Raw genomic sequence first — 13174 nt, forward strand, 5'->3', positions numbered from 1 at the left:
TTTCACGGCCTCAAGCATTGCGCAGCCGCCCTGGGCGGCTGCTCAGCCTGGCTGCGTCGCCAGATCGTTGCTGACGTTGCGCCCCAGCACCAGCACGGTGACAAAGCCACAGCCCACCAGCGCCGTGGCCAGGCTCAGCAGTACCGCAGTGCCCATATGGTCTACGACTTGCCCGCCGAAGAACGAGCCCACGGCAATGATTACCTGGAACATGGCCACGAACAGTGGCATGCCACGCTCGACGTCCTTGGGCGCCACGACAAACATCCAGATATTGGCGCAAGCCGGGAACGCACCGAAGGCAAAGCCCCACAGTGCGATCAGCATCGCGGCACCCGTCATGCCGGTGGCGAAGTGCGGGAACAGGGCGGTGCTGACTGCGATCATGAGCGCGACCAGCATCAGCGTATGCCGCACGCTGCGGTTGGCAGCAAAGCCGGCGAAGATGTTACCCATGAAGCCGGCCACGCCATACAACAGCAATAATGAACCGATCGTAGGCCCGTCAAAGCCGGCATTCTGTTTGAAAAACGGTGCGACATAGGTGTACGCAGCAAAGTGTGCCAGGCCGATCAGCAATACGGCGATCAAGCCGACCCGTGCTTGCGGGTTGATGAACAACGCCGGCAGGTCGCGAATGCGGATGGCCTTTTCCGGCATCAGCCGCGGCAGCAGGAATACCTGTGCCAGCAGCACCGGTACGCCTACCAGTGCAGTGACCAGGAACGTCATGCGCCAGCCCATCAGGCCACTCAGCCAGGTGCCCACAGGCACGCCCACTACCGTCGCCAGGGTTACGCCCGCCATGATGATGGAGTTGGCTTTGGCTACGCCCATCCCTTCAGGTGCCAGGCGGCCGCTGAGGGCGATGGCTGTGGCCCAGAAGCCGCCAATACTGATACCCAGTAGCACACGGCCGGCCAACAGCAGGCTGAAGTCGCCGGCGTAGGCCACGATGGCGTTGGCAATGATCATGATCAGCGTCAGGCCGATCAGCAGGTAGCGCCGGTCCAGCGCGCCCACGCCTACGGAAATCAATGGGGCGGCCAATGCAGCCATGATGCCGGGCAAGGTCACCATCAGGCCGGCAAGGCCTGCACTGATGCCAAGGTCGCTGGCCACATCGTTTAGCACCCCCACCGGGAGGAACTCACTGGTGACCAGGGCGAACGCACCCACGGCTACCGAGAGGATTGCCAGCCATTGCTGGGTGACACTCTGTTGATTGTGTTCGGGAAGGCCGCGAGGGGCCTGGCTGTTGCTTGGCATGGGTTAGGTTCCATGAGGGATCTCGCCTGTAGCAGGCGCAAGAGCGGGGGGATTTGCAGGCGATTGTAGAGACGGCCTTGCCTGGCCGACAGGCAGGCCGCTCGATAGTAATCATCAGCGCAATCGATGAAACGTCTTGCGTAGAGCGGCTGCTCTGAGCAATGGCGTCCCGCTTGCGAATGCTATGGGCGGGGGCTTTATTCCCTAACCCGTTCGCCGTCAGGCTAGCCAAGGGCGCTTGTGCTTGACCCGGACAGGTGCAACAGGCGGCAGTGCAGCGTGCTTATGCCGCCTATGGTGCCACCAGCACATCACACAGTGATTCGTTCAGCACATGCTTGGTGACGCTGCCGACCAGCAGCTCCTCCAGCGCGCTTGCTCCCTGCTTGCCGACCACAATCAGGTCGCACTCCAGCTCCTGCTCCTGCTCGACAATGCACCAGCCCGGGTTACCGTGCACCAGGACCTGCCGTGCATCGGCCATGCCGGCAGCCTCACTCAACGCCGCGAGTTGTGCTTCTGCATCCTTGCGAATGACATTGCGGTAGTGGGTGAGGGTGCCGTGGTCGATATGGGCGAAGCGCACGCTGGCTTCAAACGGGGCTTCGTACACATGCAGCAGAATGATCTCCGCTTGCGGGGCAATGGCCTTGGCCAGTTTGAGGGTGCGCAGTGAAACGGGCGAAAAATCGACTGGCACCAGCACAGTGCGGTAGGCATCACGAGGGGCCGGCTTGACCACGAGCAAAGGGCAGGGCATGTGGTTGAGCATTTTCTGCACGGTTGAACCCAGCAGCAGGCGCCGCGCCACGCTCTGGCCCCTGGCCCCACACACCAGCAGGTCGCTGTGCTTGTCCTGCACCACCCGGTTGATCTCCGTGATCACCGAGCCGCCGGCGACCTGCACGCCAGCGGAGATACCGTAACGCTGGAACAGCAGTGCTGCCAGTGCGTGGGTTTTCTCGCCTGCGCAATCCAGTACGCGTTTCAACAGATCGTCATCAGGCGTCACCAACTGTTTGAGGCGCTCGAAGGGTGCCGGGTTGGCAACGTAGAGCAGGTCCAGCGAGGCCTGTTGCGCATCGCTCAGGTAGGCAGCGCGCTCAGCGGCGTTGCGGGCATGTGGGGAAAGGTCGGTGGCAACCAGTATGTGTTTCAGCGGGTTCATGTGGGGCTCCTTGGCCAAGGCCGCGCACAGCGATCAAGCGGTAAACCTTGAGCACTGTGCGCCTGGCGGTGCTTGAGTCATTCCTTGCGTGCAGCCATCGTCGCGCGAACTCGGCGCGAGGGCTTGATTTGGGTCAATGACGTGTAGGTGCGGCGGCGGATCATGCCGGCAACAGCACGCAACCGGGCGCAGCCAGACCCTGACGTTCAGGCAGTAACGGCCGACCACTGCTCGAACGCTGCCTGCATGCTTTGCCGGGTCTGTGCGTCGGCGGGGATCAGGTGTTCGATGCGCAGTGACTGCACGGTGACATCCAGCGGCATGCCGAAGGTGGTGAACGTGGACAGGAACCTCAGCTCGCCATACGGGGTGTTCACGCGGGTCAGCAGCAAAGGGGTGGCTGTTGCCATCTGGCACGGGCTTGCCGGGGGCGGCAAGTCGCGCAAGCGCGCTGCCAGTGCCGGATTGCCTGCGGCCTCCCTGGATGCGCGGTGCCAGGCAGCAGCGCGGATTTCCGGCGCGTTGGCCATATGATCACCCAGACCACCGGGGCACAGCAGTGTCTGCAGCAGGTTGAGGCCGGTCGCCGGCTGTGCGCTGACACCGGCCATCGCCAGCAGCAGGCCGGTACTGGCATTGGCGGCGATGACGTCCCAGTTGCTGTCGATGACGATCGCCGGAGCGGGGTTGTTCACCTGCAGAATATGCTCGATGGCAGTATTCACCAAGGCCAGTTCAGGCGCATCGAGTGGTGTGGCGGCGTAGCGGGGCGCGTATCCTGCAGCAACGAACACTTCGTTGCACCGCTCCAGCGGTGCATCCAGGGCCGACAGGAGGGCATGCAAGGTGCCTGGGCTGGCTTTGGCGCGTCCTGTTTCCACACAGCTCAGATGACGCTGCGACAGTCCCGTCAGCAGCGCCAGTTCCAGCTGGCTGAGTTTGGCCTGACGGCGCAGTTCGCGAAGATGCTGGCCCGCTGAGATGTGTGGGGCAGGGGTGCTGCGATGGAACAGATGATGATTCATGCGTTGCCCTGATCGTCCTTGAGTACAAGCAACCCTATCAATTTGCGCGGCGTTTGTGTTGGTGGTTGTCAGGCCGCCGCGAGTGCTGCCTAGGCGTGATCGGAAGGCTCGTCAGTCCCCTTTCTGGATCTTGCGCAAGATGTTTCGCCTTTTGCGCGCCATACATACCGGTAGGGCTGAGCGTTGTGCAGCGCTAAAAATGTATTAATGGAACCGGCCAATTCGCATGTCGAACTGAGGCTGCCGTCGCGTGGGTAAACAGTGATATCCCGAAAAATGCGCTCAACTAAGTTAATCCAGGAGTTGAAGGTCGGAGTGAGTGTATATGAAATACGTTGATGTCGCTTGAATAACTGTTTGAAGAGAGGCGTTTCCCTCAGCTGTTTTTTCGATCAAACTCGCCTTCTGCGGGATTTCCTGATGCTGTGCAACATGAATTAACAGATTGTCTCGTTGTTTTTTGCAATGGGATACTACTCAGCTAGCCTTGGATGTGCTTGAGGAAATGACGACATGGATGTCGGGTGTTGGTGGCAAGGAGAACTTCCTGGCTAACAACCCTCGGCGCTGGCTAGTACTATTCGTGCTGTCTTTTGCGCTGCTGTTGGTCGCGATCGGTATGGCCGTTCTCTAGATCGCGCTTCTGACCCTCACCCATGCATCTCGATACATCCACTACCGACAAGTTTTTGATCGTCAACATGTATCCATCGATCGTCGCTGGCTTGCTATTGGGTGCGGGCATCCTCGGTGACAGGGTGGGGCGCCAACGCCTCTTTGTTGGAGGTCTGGCGATTGGAAGCAGGTTGTTCGCTGGGTCATGTTTTCCGCGATCGGAATACTTATCTTCAGCGCTATCATTGCAGGTATGAATTTCCGACGGACCCCCGTCTTGTTCAACAAATAAGCACAATTTTTCAAATAATGTTTGTTGATCTCCACCTGGGTGTCGCTCAGGAGAAACTGATAGATCTGCTACTAGGGGACTTCTGAAATGATGCTGGATTTAATGGGTAGATTTCAATGGGGCTCGGATTTCTACCAGATAACGGTCCACCGAATAGATCATGGTGCTTGGTGCTCCTGATCCTGTCCTCTTCTTCCTCCGTTGGCTATATAAGCGTTACACGCATAGCAGGAGTTTGTCAGCATGAAAACTGGTATTTATGCCAGTAGTGGTTTCAGGCTTGTTATGAGACAGTCGTGCTAAAGGCAGCTTTGAGGTGCACGCTGATGGCACGAAAAATTAAAAATAGCATGGATGAAAGTCAATGCCAGTTGTGGCGGGCTCTCAGCTATACACCTTATGGATACTGCTCGGGATGTTCACAGTTAATTGCATTTAATGGCGAGCGAGAAGATCCAGTAACTGGGCACTATCTGTTGGGTAATGGCCATCGAGGGCTCAATCCTGTCTTAATGCGTTTCAACTCCCCAGACAGTATGAGTCCGTTCGGGCGGGGTGGGACTAATTCTTATTGTTATTGCCTTGGGGATCCAATAAATTTACGAGACCCGAGCGGGCGTTTTCCAGTGCCAACATTTTTATCTCGATTCTTCAGGTGGGCTGGCCTAAAAGCTGGCTTCATTAAGGAAGCGAAAGGGGCGGGTCGGTTATTCAACGCGGTTACTACAAGCCAGACCAAAATATATACCCGAGAAACGAGAGCGAGGTCTGCCTCCGCACCGTCGCTTGCTTCTAGTGCGCCTGGTGTGGAGGACATCAGTGACTGGGATTATCTTGGAGCTCACGGAAGTTCGAAGGAGCATGGCCCCAGCTTGATGTCAGGGCTTGATCCAGCGTTTCAAGGTTCCAGCCATGCTCAACTGTTTGGAAAGGGATTCTATCTTGCTCCTGATCCGTACCACCCTTTTATGTACGCTCGAAGTCTTTGGATGCGCGGGAAAACACCAGAGTTATACGGAGTTTATATCAAATACGCCAGTCGCCTCAAATTAGGGCGAGACTATTCGATTAGAGTGCGTGAGGGCGTCGCAGAGATGCGTAGAAATTTAGAAATTGTCATCAGGGAGCCTGCATATCATTTAATTGCAGTCCGGTCAGGTATAAGAGATTCTGTAGTGCTTCTTAGGCCTAACGAGGCGCCATTTTGAGGGGCAGTGGAACCTTGTGTAAGCTTAGGTTCTGTATGAAGACCTTTGAAACCTCACTGGAGTCTCTGGAAGCCGATTTTCCGTAGATTTCTCGCTTTTTAGGCGAAGGATTCTGCCATGTCCAAGCGATACGAACTTTCCGATGCAGAATGGGAAATAGTCGCGGACCTCTTCACCGCACATCGACGTACAGGACGCCCAAGAGTCGATGATCGCTTGATGCTCAACGGCGTTTTATGGGTGCTGTGCTCCGGTGCAACCTGGCGGGACATGCCAGAACGATTCGGGCCTTGGTCGACGGTCTATCAACGATTTCGAGACTGGCGAAATCAAGGAATTTTCAACAAGATGCTCACGCGGTTACACCTCAAGCTCAATGCGCAGGGCCTGATTGACTTGAACACTTGGTGCATCGACTCAACCGCCGTGAGAGCCACCCGTGCCTCTTCAGGCGCAGGCAAAAAAGGGGGGCGAAGAACCAACGGACCACGCACTTGGACGAAGCCGGGGCGGGTTGGCGACGAAAATTCACATGGTCAGTGACGCTCGTGGCATCCCACTCCACTTCACGCTCTCAGGCGGAAACGCCAGCGACATCTCCCATGTTCAACGACTGCTGGACGGTGTCCACATCCCTTCGAGTCGAGGCCGGCCACACAATCGTTGCCGTTTGCTCTTGGCCGACAAAGGGTATGACGCAGAATCCTTGCGGCAATGCTGCGACCGCTATCGGATGCAACCGGTGATTCCGCTACGTGACATGAAACGTATGCCGAAGCCGGGTTTGCCGCGGCTGTTTGACAGGCCCAAGTATCGGCAACGCAATTCTATCGAACGTCTATTGGGTTGATTGAAGGAGCACCGCCGTCTGGGTACACGCTATTGCAAGCTGGCGGAAAGCTTCGCTGCGATGGTCTCGCTGGCTTGCTGGCGGCGGTGTCTACGACATTACTTTTCATACAGTGCCTAGGGAAGGTTTCAAGTAGCCCGGTAATTTGGGCAGCCTTCTGGATTGAGCAAAGGCAGTGGGCGATGATCATACGTTGCCCTGATCGTCCTTGAGTGCAATGTCCATGACCTCACGGGTCATTGAGTGCAAGCAACCCTATCACTACTGTGCCGGCAAACCCTATCAAGGAGAGCCATATGGGCTTGCGTATCTGCGCGCTGGCGGTACTGGTGCTGTTTTCGCTGTACACCGGCTGGACGCTGCTGATTGCCGAGCAATCGCTGCTGGCATTCGGGTTGGCACTGCTGGCGCGGCCGGACACCGCCCAGGTGGTCATCGACCTGTACCTGATGGCCGGGCTGGCCGGTTGCTGGATGATGAGAGACAACCGCGTGCGCGGCAGAGCCGGGATCGCGGTGCTGCCTTACCTGATGCTGACCGTCATGTTCGTTTCGCTGGGGCCGTTGCTGTACCTGGTAACCAGAGGCGTTGCCGAGGGGCGCCAGCCATGAGCGGTGCTCTGCAGGTCTATGCGCTGTGCGTGGTGGTGCTGTTCCTCAAGATGTTCCTGGTTTCCTGCTATCAGGGCTATCACCGCTTGCGCTTCGTCGCGTTCACCAACCCGGAGGACGCTGCCGTGTTCAGGCGCGTCGCCCAGGCCGTTGAACGCCCGCAGGTGACACGTGCTGCCAAGGTATGGGCCAATGATCTGGAGAACATTCCCATATTCTTTGCCCTCGGCGGGCTGGCTGTCGCGTTGGAAGCAGCCACGCAACCGGTGCTGTGGCTGAGTACGGTGTTCACGGTTGCCAGGGTCCTGCATACGCTGGCCTATCTGCGGGGCCTGCAGCCATGGAGAACGTTGTTCTATGGCATCGGGGTCATTTGCCTGCTGGGCTTCTGCTCACTCATCGCAGCGAAAATAGTCGGCTGACCCAAAATATTGCATGAGTCATCTTGATGCTTTCACATAGCAGTACTAATACTTAAGCACTGCCGAAGGGGATGATCATGCAGACACGCTTCGTTGTGGTTCCCGCAGTGCCACCCAAGAAAGAGGCTTATCCTCGACGGCTTGGCTTTCCTGCCGCACTGGCGGAGGGGTACGACCTCTATGACACGCAAGACAAGATGCGTCTGAGCCTGAACTTTTCCACCCGTGCCCAAGCCGAGTTCGAATGTGCATGCCGCAACCGCTGTGGGGATGCCGGTGATGCAGATCTCGCCAGTATTGGTTGATCGCCTGCTGTGGCCCGTTCTTGTTTCTGGTGCTGCTTTGCAGGGTCTATCGCCACATTCAAGCGTTTGCGATGAGGCTGGAACCGTTTCAGGGTCCCGGCTCAGCGGCTGATGGCACAGGCAAAAAGCTCTACCGCGCGGCTTGCCATTCAACAGTCACAAAGTTGTAACACAGCTGATGCAAAGTGTGCTGGCCATCACACGGAGCACTTTTTTGATGAAACGCCTGATGAAGTCTGCTGCACTCGCCGTTGCGGTTTCCCTTTGCGCCACCTCGGCAGCCTTTGCTGCAGAAAACGTCCGCTTGACCGGTTCGGGCGCCAGCTTCCCTGCACCGATCTACCTGACCTGGTTCAAGGACTTCAGCAAGAACACGGCTGGCGTCACCGTCGATTACCAGTCCAAGGGCAGCGGTGCGGGCGTTCAGGACTTCCTGAACAAGACTGTCGACTTCGCCGCCAGTGACTCGGCTATGAGCGAAGCAGACATTGCCAAGGTTGGCGAAGGCGTGCAGTTGCTGCCAATGACCGCCGGTGAAATCGTCCTGGCTTACAACCTGCCGGGTAACCCTAAAGGGCTGAAGCTGCCGCGCGACGTCTACTCCAATATCTTCCTCGGCAAGATCACCCAGTGGAACGACCCGCAAATCGCGGCGGCCAACCCTGACCTGAAGCTGCCTGCCACCCCGATCACCGTGGTCGTGCGTGCCGACTCCAGCGGCACCACTGCCGTCTTCACCAAGCACCTGTCGGCCATCAACGCTGACTTCAAGCAAGGGCTGGGCGAAGGCAACACCGTCAACTGGCCGGCCACCGACAAGTTCATCAAGTCGCCGAAGAACGACGGCGTAACCGCCACCGTCCGCCAGACCCCGGGCGCTATCGGCTACATCGAGTACGGCTTCGCCAAGCTGGCCAAGGTCGACTTCGCCATGTTGCAGAACAAGGCTGGCCAATACGTCGTGCCGAATGCCGAGAGCGGTGCCGAAGCACTGGCTGCGGTGAAAATGCCGGAAAACCTGGTGGCCTGGCTGCCTGACCCGGACGGTGCCAAGTCCTACCCGATCACTTCCTATACCTGGATGATTTTCCGCAAGGACAACGGCAACCCGGAAAAAGCCAAGGCCATGCGTGAAATGGTCGAGTACAGCCTGACCAAAGGCCAGACCATCGCCGACTCGATGGGTTACATCCCGCTGCCGCCGTCGGTAGTCGACCAGGTGCGTAAAGCGTCCGCCAACATCCAGTAATACCCAGGCGCTCCCGGTATCGGCATGAAGCCATGCCGGGGGTGTTTGTCCCTTGTCCCGGAACTCGCCAATGAACACTCCTTTTGCCATACCGGATAACCCCGACTCCGCGTGCCAGCCACCGTCTGCGAAAGACTTTCTGGTCGATCGCACCTTTCGTGCGCTTGCGCGCATTGGCGTGGTGCTGGTGCTGGCGCTGGTCTTCGCGCTGGTCTACGAAGTCGGCCGCAAGGCACTGCCTGGGATTGAAAAGCACGGTTTTGACGTGTTGTTCGGCAGCGTCTGGGACGTTAACCAAGGCAAGTACGGTATTCTGCCAGCGATCTGGGGTACGCTTTACAGCGCCTTGATCGCCCTGTTGATCGCCGGTTTCTTCGGCGTCAGCATGGCCATTTTCCTGACCCAGGATTTCCTTCCGGCCAAGCTTGCCGCGGTGTTTCGCACCATCGTCGAGCTGCTCGCCGCCATCCCCAGCGTGGTGTACGGCCTGTGGGGCATCTATGTGGTCATCCCGGCGATTCGCCCGCTGACCGCCTGGCTGAACAGCGAGCTGGGCTGGATCCCGTTTTTCGGCACCTCCCTCAGTGGCCCAGGCCTGCTGCCTGCGGCGCTGGTACTGGCGATCATGATCCTGCCGACCATCGCTGCGGTTTCCCAGGATGCGCTGACCAGTGTACCGATGAAAACCAAGCAGGCTGCCTACGGTATGGGTACCACCCACTGGGAAGCCATCCTCAAGGTGATGGTGCCCTCGGCGGCGACCGGCATCTTCGGTTCGCTGGTGCTGGGTCTTGGCCGTGCACTCGGTGAAACCATGGCGCTGGCCATGCTGGTCGGCAACGCCAACACCATTTCCCTGTCCTTGTTCGCACCGGCTAACACCCTGGCGGCGCTGTTGGCGCTGAACTTCCCGGAAGCCGGCCCGAACGAGGTCGAAGTGCTGATGTACGCCGCACTGGTACTGATGTTCATCACCCTGCTGGTGAACGTCCTCGGCTCGATGATCATGCTCTACGCCCAGCGTGGTAACAAACAATGACTGACCTGACGACCCCTGTAGCCGCGTTGCCCAGCCTGCAGCGCAAGCTGGAAGGCCGCGCCCTGCGCAGCCTGGTACTGACCACCCTGGCGTGGTTTGCGGCACTGGTGGCCAGCGTGCCGCTGATTTCCGTGCTGTACATGCTGATCACTCGCGGCGGGGCACGCCTTAACCTGGAAGTGTTCACCGAGCTGCCACCGACCGGCTTCGAGATGGGCGGTGGTTTCGGTAACGCCATGGCCGGTACCTTCGTCATGGTCGGCATTGCCGCCGCCATCGCTGTGCCGGTCGGTATCCTGGCAGCGGTGTTCCTGGCCGAGCTCGGCCCCGACAGCAAGCTGGCCAATGCTGCGCGCTTTGCCGCCAAGATGCTCACTGGCCTGCCATCGATCCTGGCCGGTGTGTTTGCCTACGCCCTGGTGGTGATGACCACCGGTACCTACTCGGCACCGGCAGGCGGCGTGGCCCTGGCGGTGCTGATGCTGCCGATCGTGGTGCTGACGGCCGAAGAGTCGATGAAGATGGTGCCCAAGATCATGAAGGACGCTGCCTATGGCATGGGCTGCACCCGTGCCCAGGTGATCTGGAAGATCGTCCTGCCCACCGGCCTGCCGGCCATCCTTACCGGGGTGATGCTGGCCGTAGCTCGCGCCGCTGGCGAAACCGCGCCACTGCTGTTCACCGCGTTGTTCAGCAACTACTGGATCTACCACGACGGCGACCTGGCGGTGATGAACCCCACAGCCTCGCTTGCGGTACTGATCTACAACTTCTCCGGCATGCCGTTCGACAACCAGCTCGAGCTCGCCTGGGCGGCCTCGCTGGTGCTGGTCATGATCGTGCTGGTCATCAACATTTTGAGCCGAGTCTTCGGCAAGCCCAAGTATTGAGAAAGGGAGCATCCAACTTGAACGTATCCACTGCGCAAAGAGCCGCTCCCATGGTCAGCGAAGCCCCCATTGTCATGGACTGCAAGCTCGACAAGATTTTCTACGGTAACTTCATGGCCGTGCGTGACAGCCATGTGCCGATCAGGAAAAACGAGATCACCGGTTTTATCGGCCCTTCGGGCTGTGGCAAAAGTACCGTGCTGCGTAGCTTGAACCGTATGAATGACCTGGTTAAGGGCTTCCGCTTCGAAGGCCATGTGCACTTTCTTGGGCAGGATGTCTACGGCAAGGGCGTCGACCCTGTTGTGGTGCGCCGCTATATCGGCATGGTGTTCCAGCAGCCCAACCCGTTCTCGATGAGCATCTTCGACAATGTGGCCTTCGGCCTGCGCCTGAACCGCTACAAAGGCGACCTGGGCGATCGCGTGAAGCACGCCTTGCAAGGCGCCGCGCTGTGGGACGAAGTGAAGGACAAGCTCAAGGTCAGCGGGCTGTCACTGTCCGGTGGCCAGCAGCAGCGCCTGTGCATCGCCCGTGCCATCGCCACCGAGCCGGAAGTGCTGTTGCTGGACGAGCCCTGCTCGGCACTCGACCCGATCGCCACCCGCCGCGTGGAAGAGCTGATGGTCGAGCTGAAGAAGGACTACACCATCGCGCTGGTGACCCATAACATGCAGCAGGCGATTCGTGTGGCCGACACCACCGCGTTCTTCTCGGTCGACATTTCCCAGGGCACCCGCACCGGCTATCTGGTCGAGATGGGCGCAACCGCGCAGATTTTCCAGAACCCGCGCGAGCAGCTGACCAGCGATTACATCAGCGGCAAGTTCAGCTGAGTCATCAAGCCCAAGGTGGCCAGGTGTTGCAGCCAGGACGGTTGCAACACCTGGCCGCATTACCTTCCGTTAAAGTGTTACCCGGGATTACCAATGCGAGCGACGCGTCGTCTTGATCTGTCAGCGGTAGAGCGCGCACTGCGCGAGGTGCAGGGCCGTTTTACCGAACTCAGCCAGCATTTCACCGAACCGCGGGACCCGTTTACCGACGAGGTGCTGCTGAATGTGGTTGAAGGCTATGCGCTGATTGACGACTATGTCGCCCGCGGTATCGACCTGTTCGACCTGCAACAGCTGAACCTGATGCTGGAAATCAATGCCACCGTGCTATGCGGCAGCGATCCGGCCCGTCGCCTGGAGTTCGCCCCGCACCTTGCAGCGACCGAGGCACATTTTTTCAACAACGTGGAAGGTGGCATCAAGGATTTGTACAACTGGTACTGCTCGTACCGCAGCGATTCGATCTGGAAGCGGGCCGCGGGTGTGTATGTACGGATCCTCAGCAAGCCGCAGCTGTTCATCGAAGGCAACAACCGCACGGGTTCGCTTATTGTCAGCTATTTGCTGATGCGTGCCGGGCTGCCGCCATTCGTGCTGTCGCTGGATAACGCCGAGGGTTACTTCAACCCGTCCTCGGTCATACGCAACTCCGCCAAACACGGTGTCAAGGCTTTGTACGAACTCCCCAAGATCAAGAAAAAGTACGCCGCTTTCCTGGAAGCGAAGGCGCCTGAGCCCGGCAAGTTCTTCCTGAGCGGCACGCCCGAGCCTGCCTGTGAGGGGAGCCGCTGATGCAACATTCATCACTGTTCGCCCGAGGGCGGCAAGCCATCGAGCGCAAGCTCAAGCGTGGCCAGGTACGCATTTCGTTCGATATCGACGACACGCTGGCCTGCCTGCCCGAGCACGCTGCTGCCGAAGACAGCAAGCTGCCGGGTTTCGTCCATCGCTGGCTGGGTGAGCCCCTGCGCAGCGGCACCCGTGAACTGATCCGCGACCTGCGCCGCCAGGGCTGCAGCATCTGGATCTACACCTCGTCGGGGCGCACCCCGGCTTACATCCGCCGGTGGCTGATGCTTTACGGCATTCATGTCGATGGCGTGGTCAACAGTGATCGGCACCAGCATATCCTGGCCCAACGTGGGCTGGAAAACTCTCCCTCCAAGCTGCCTTCGGCTTTTGATATTGATCTGCACGTAGATGATTCCGAAGGTGTGCGCCTGGAAGGTGTCGACCACGGTTTCCGCGTGGTGGTGGTGTGCCCGAAGGATGAGCACTGGGCGCAGAAGGTGAAGGATGCGGTGGTGGATGTGCAGGCACGGCTGGCCTGGCAGCAACCGCACCGTTATGAAATGCCCGCTTGCCAGCGTTCGCAGGCACTGGCTTCCTGAACGG

Annotated in this window: 13 protein-coding genes and 2 pseudogenes; 11 read left to right on the plus strand and 4 right to left on the minus strand. The window is 58.9% G+C overall.

Annotated elements, in window-relative coordinates; all coding sequences use genetic code 11:
- Nucleotides 1-42 precede the first annotated feature (42 nt).
- The 4 genes and pseudogenes from ACE4QZ_RS11085 to ACE4QZ_RS11100 form a co-directional block, all read right to left on the minus strand.
- On the minus strand, nucleotides 43-1269 hold the full coding sequence (locus ACE4QZ_RS11085) for an MFS transporter (RefSeq protein ID WP_021784952.1): 1227 nt from the start codon (nucleotides 1267-1269) through the stop codon (nucleotides 43-45).
- Between the two features lie 292 nt (nucleotides 1270-1561).
- Nucleotides 1562-2437: a universal stress protein gene (locus tag ACE4QZ_RS11090; protein WP_021784951.1), complete on the minus strand. Its 876-nt coding sequence runs from the start codon at nucleotides 2435-2437 to the stop codon at nucleotides 1562-1564.
- A 206-nt stretch (nucleotides 2438-2643) separates the two neighbouring features.
- Complete coding sequence (locus ACE4QZ_RS11095) at nucleotides 2644-3462, minus strand: helix-turn-helix domain-containing protein (RefSeq protein WP_021784950.1); 819 nt, start codon at nucleotides 3460-3462, stop codon at nucleotides 2644-2646.
- Nucleotides 3463-3573: 111 nt separating this feature from the next.
- Nucleotides 3574-3782: pseudogene (locus tag ACE4QZ_RS11100) on the minus strand (IS630 family transposase); the annotation flags it as partial.
- Nucleotides 3783-4719: 937 nt separating this feature from the next.
- On the opposite strand from ACE4QZ_RS11100, the gene ACE4QZ_RS11105 reads away from it, so the two are divergent.
- The 11 genes and pseudogenes from ACE4QZ_RS11105 to ACE4QZ_RS11155 all read left to right on the plus strand — a co-directional run bounded on the left by ACE4QZ_RS11105 (nucleotide 4720) and on the right by ACE4QZ_RS11155 (nucleotide 13170).
- Complete coding sequence (locus tag ACE4QZ_RS11105; RefSeq protein WP_172402874.1) at nucleotides 4720-5577, plus strand: RHS repeat-associated core domain-containing protein; 858 nt, start codon at nucleotides 4720-4722, stop codon at nucleotides 5575-5577.
- A gap of 117 nt (nucleotides 5578-5694) precedes the next feature.
- Nucleotides 5695-6547 (plus strand): annotated as a pseudogene (locus ACE4QZ_RS11110) (IS5 family transposase).
- Between the two features lie 176 nt (nucleotides 6548-6723).
- On the plus strand, nucleotides 6724-7038 hold the full coding sequence (locus ACE4QZ_RS11115; protein WP_021784021.1) for a hypothetical protein: 315 nt from the start codon (nucleotides 6724-6726) through the stop codon (nucleotides 7036-7038).
- Nucleotides 7035-7460, plus strand: coding sequence for an MAPEG family protein (locus tag ACE4QZ_RS11120; protein ID WP_021784020.1), 426 nt, complete (start codon nucleotides 7035-7037; stop codon nucleotides 7458-7460). The genes ACE4QZ_RS11115 and ACE4QZ_RS11120 overlap by 4 nt, the downstream gene beginning before the upstream one ends.
- A 71-nt stretch (nucleotides 7461-7531) precedes the next feature.
- Nucleotides 7532-7765, plus strand: coding sequence for a hypothetical protein (locus ACE4QZ_RS11125; RefSeq protein ID WP_021784019.1), 234 nt, complete (start codon nucleotides 7532-7534; stop codon nucleotides 7763-7765).
- Nucleotides 7766-7982: 217 nt separating this feature from the next.
- Entirely contained in the window at nucleotides 7983-9014 is a 1032-nt protein-coding gene (gene pstS / locus ACE4QZ_RS11130; protein WP_014591398.1) for a phosphate ABC transporter substrate-binding protein PstS, read from the plus strand.
- A 70-nt stretch (nucleotides 9015-9084) separates the two neighbouring features.
- Nucleotides 9085-10053 carry a phosphate ABC transporter permease subunit PstC gene (gene pstC / locus ACE4QZ_RS11135; protein WP_004574212.1) on the plus strand — a complete coding sequence of 323 codons (969 nt, stop codon included), beginning with the start codon at nucleotides 9085-9087 and terminating at the stop codon, nucleotides 10051-10053.
- The gene (gene pstA, locus ACE4QZ_RS11140) at nucleotides 10050-10943 is read left to right on the plus strand and encodes a phosphate ABC transporter permease PstA (protein ID WP_003254119.1); all 894 of its coding nucleotides are present in this window, start codon (nucleotides 10050-10052) and stop codon (nucleotides 10941-10943) included. Before pstC ends, pstA begins: the two co-directional genes overlap by 4 nt.
- Nucleotides 10944-10993: 50 nt before the next feature.
- The gene (gene pstB / locus ACE4QZ_RS11145; RefSeq protein WP_021784018.1) at nucleotides 10994-11779 is read left to right on the plus strand and encodes a phosphate ABC transporter ATP-binding protein PstB; all 786 of its coding nucleotides are present in this window, start codon (nucleotides 10994-10996) and stop codon (nucleotides 11777-11779) included.
- A 93-nt stretch (nucleotides 11780-11872) separates the two neighbouring features.
- Entirely contained in the window at nucleotides 11873-12571 is a 699-nt protein-coding gene (locus ACE4QZ_RS11150; RefSeq protein ID WP_021784017.1) for a hypothetical protein, read from the plus strand.
- Nucleotides 12571-13170 (plus strand): hypothetical protein, encoded by a 600-nt coding sequence (locus ACE4QZ_RS11155; RefSeq protein ID WP_021784016.1) that lies wholly within the window; start codon nucleotides 12571-12573, stop codon nucleotides 13168-13170. The genes ACE4QZ_RS11150 and ACE4QZ_RS11155 overlap by 1 nt, the downstream gene beginning before the upstream one ends.
- Nucleotides 13171-13174 lie beyond the last annotated feature (4 nt).

It is taken from the genome of Pseudomonas sp. DCA-1 (assembly GCF_046523955.1).
GTDB lineage: Bacteria > Pseudomonadota > Gammaproteobacteria > Pseudomonadales > Pseudomonadaceae > Aquipseudomonas > Aquipseudomonas putida_Y.

Coding starts and splice junctions, on each gene's coding strand:
- ACE4QZ_RS11105 (WP_172402874.1), top strand. CDS start 4,720: ATGGATGAAAGTCAATGCCAGTTGTGGCGGGCTCTCAGCTATACACCT.
- pstB (WP_021784018.1), top strand. CDS start 10,994: ATGGTCAGCGAAGCCCCCATTGTCATGGACTGCAAGCTCGACAAGATT.
- pstC (WP_004574212.1), top strand. CDS start 9,085: ATGAACACTCCTTTTGCCATACCGGATAACCCCGACTCCGCGTGCCAG.
- ACE4QZ_RS11085 (WP_021784952.1), bottom strand. CDS start 1,269: ATGCCAAGCAACAGCCAGGCCCCTCGCGGCCTTCCCGAACACAATCAA.
- pstS (WP_014591398.1), top strand. CDS start 7,983: ATGAAACGCCTGATGAAGTCTGCTGCACTCGCCGTTGCGGTTTCCCTT.
- ACE4QZ_RS11090 (WP_021784951.1), bottom strand. CDS start 2,437: ATGAACCCGCTGAAACACATACTGGTTGCCACCGACCTTTCCCCACAT.
- ACE4QZ_RS11120 (WP_021784020.1), top strand. CDS start 7,035: ATGAGCGGTGCTCTGCAGGTCTATGCGCTGTGCGTGGTGGTGCTGTTC.
- ACE4QZ_RS11115 (WP_021784021.1), top strand. CDS start 6,724: ATGGGCTTGCGTATCTGCGCGCTGGCGGTACTGGTGCTGTTTTCGCTG.
- ACE4QZ_RS11095 (WP_021784950.1), bottom strand. CDS start 3,462: ATGAATCATCATCTGTTCCATCGCAGCACCCCTGCCCCACACATCTCA.
- pstA (WP_003254119.1), top strand. CDS start 10,050: ATGACTGACCTGACGACCCCTGTAGCCGCGTTGCCCAGCCTGCAGCGC.
- ACE4QZ_RS11150 (WP_021784017.1), top strand. CDS start 11,873: ATGCGAGCGACGCGTCGTCTTGATCTGTCAGCGGTAGAGCGCGCACTG.
- ACE4QZ_RS11125 (WP_021784019.1), top strand. CDS start 7,532: ATGATCATGCAGACACGCTTCGTTGTGGTTCCCGCAGTGCCACCCAAG.
- ACE4QZ_RS11155 (WP_021784016.1), top strand. CDS start 12,571: ATGCAACATTCATCACTGTTCGCCCGAGGGCGGCAAGCCATCGAGCGC.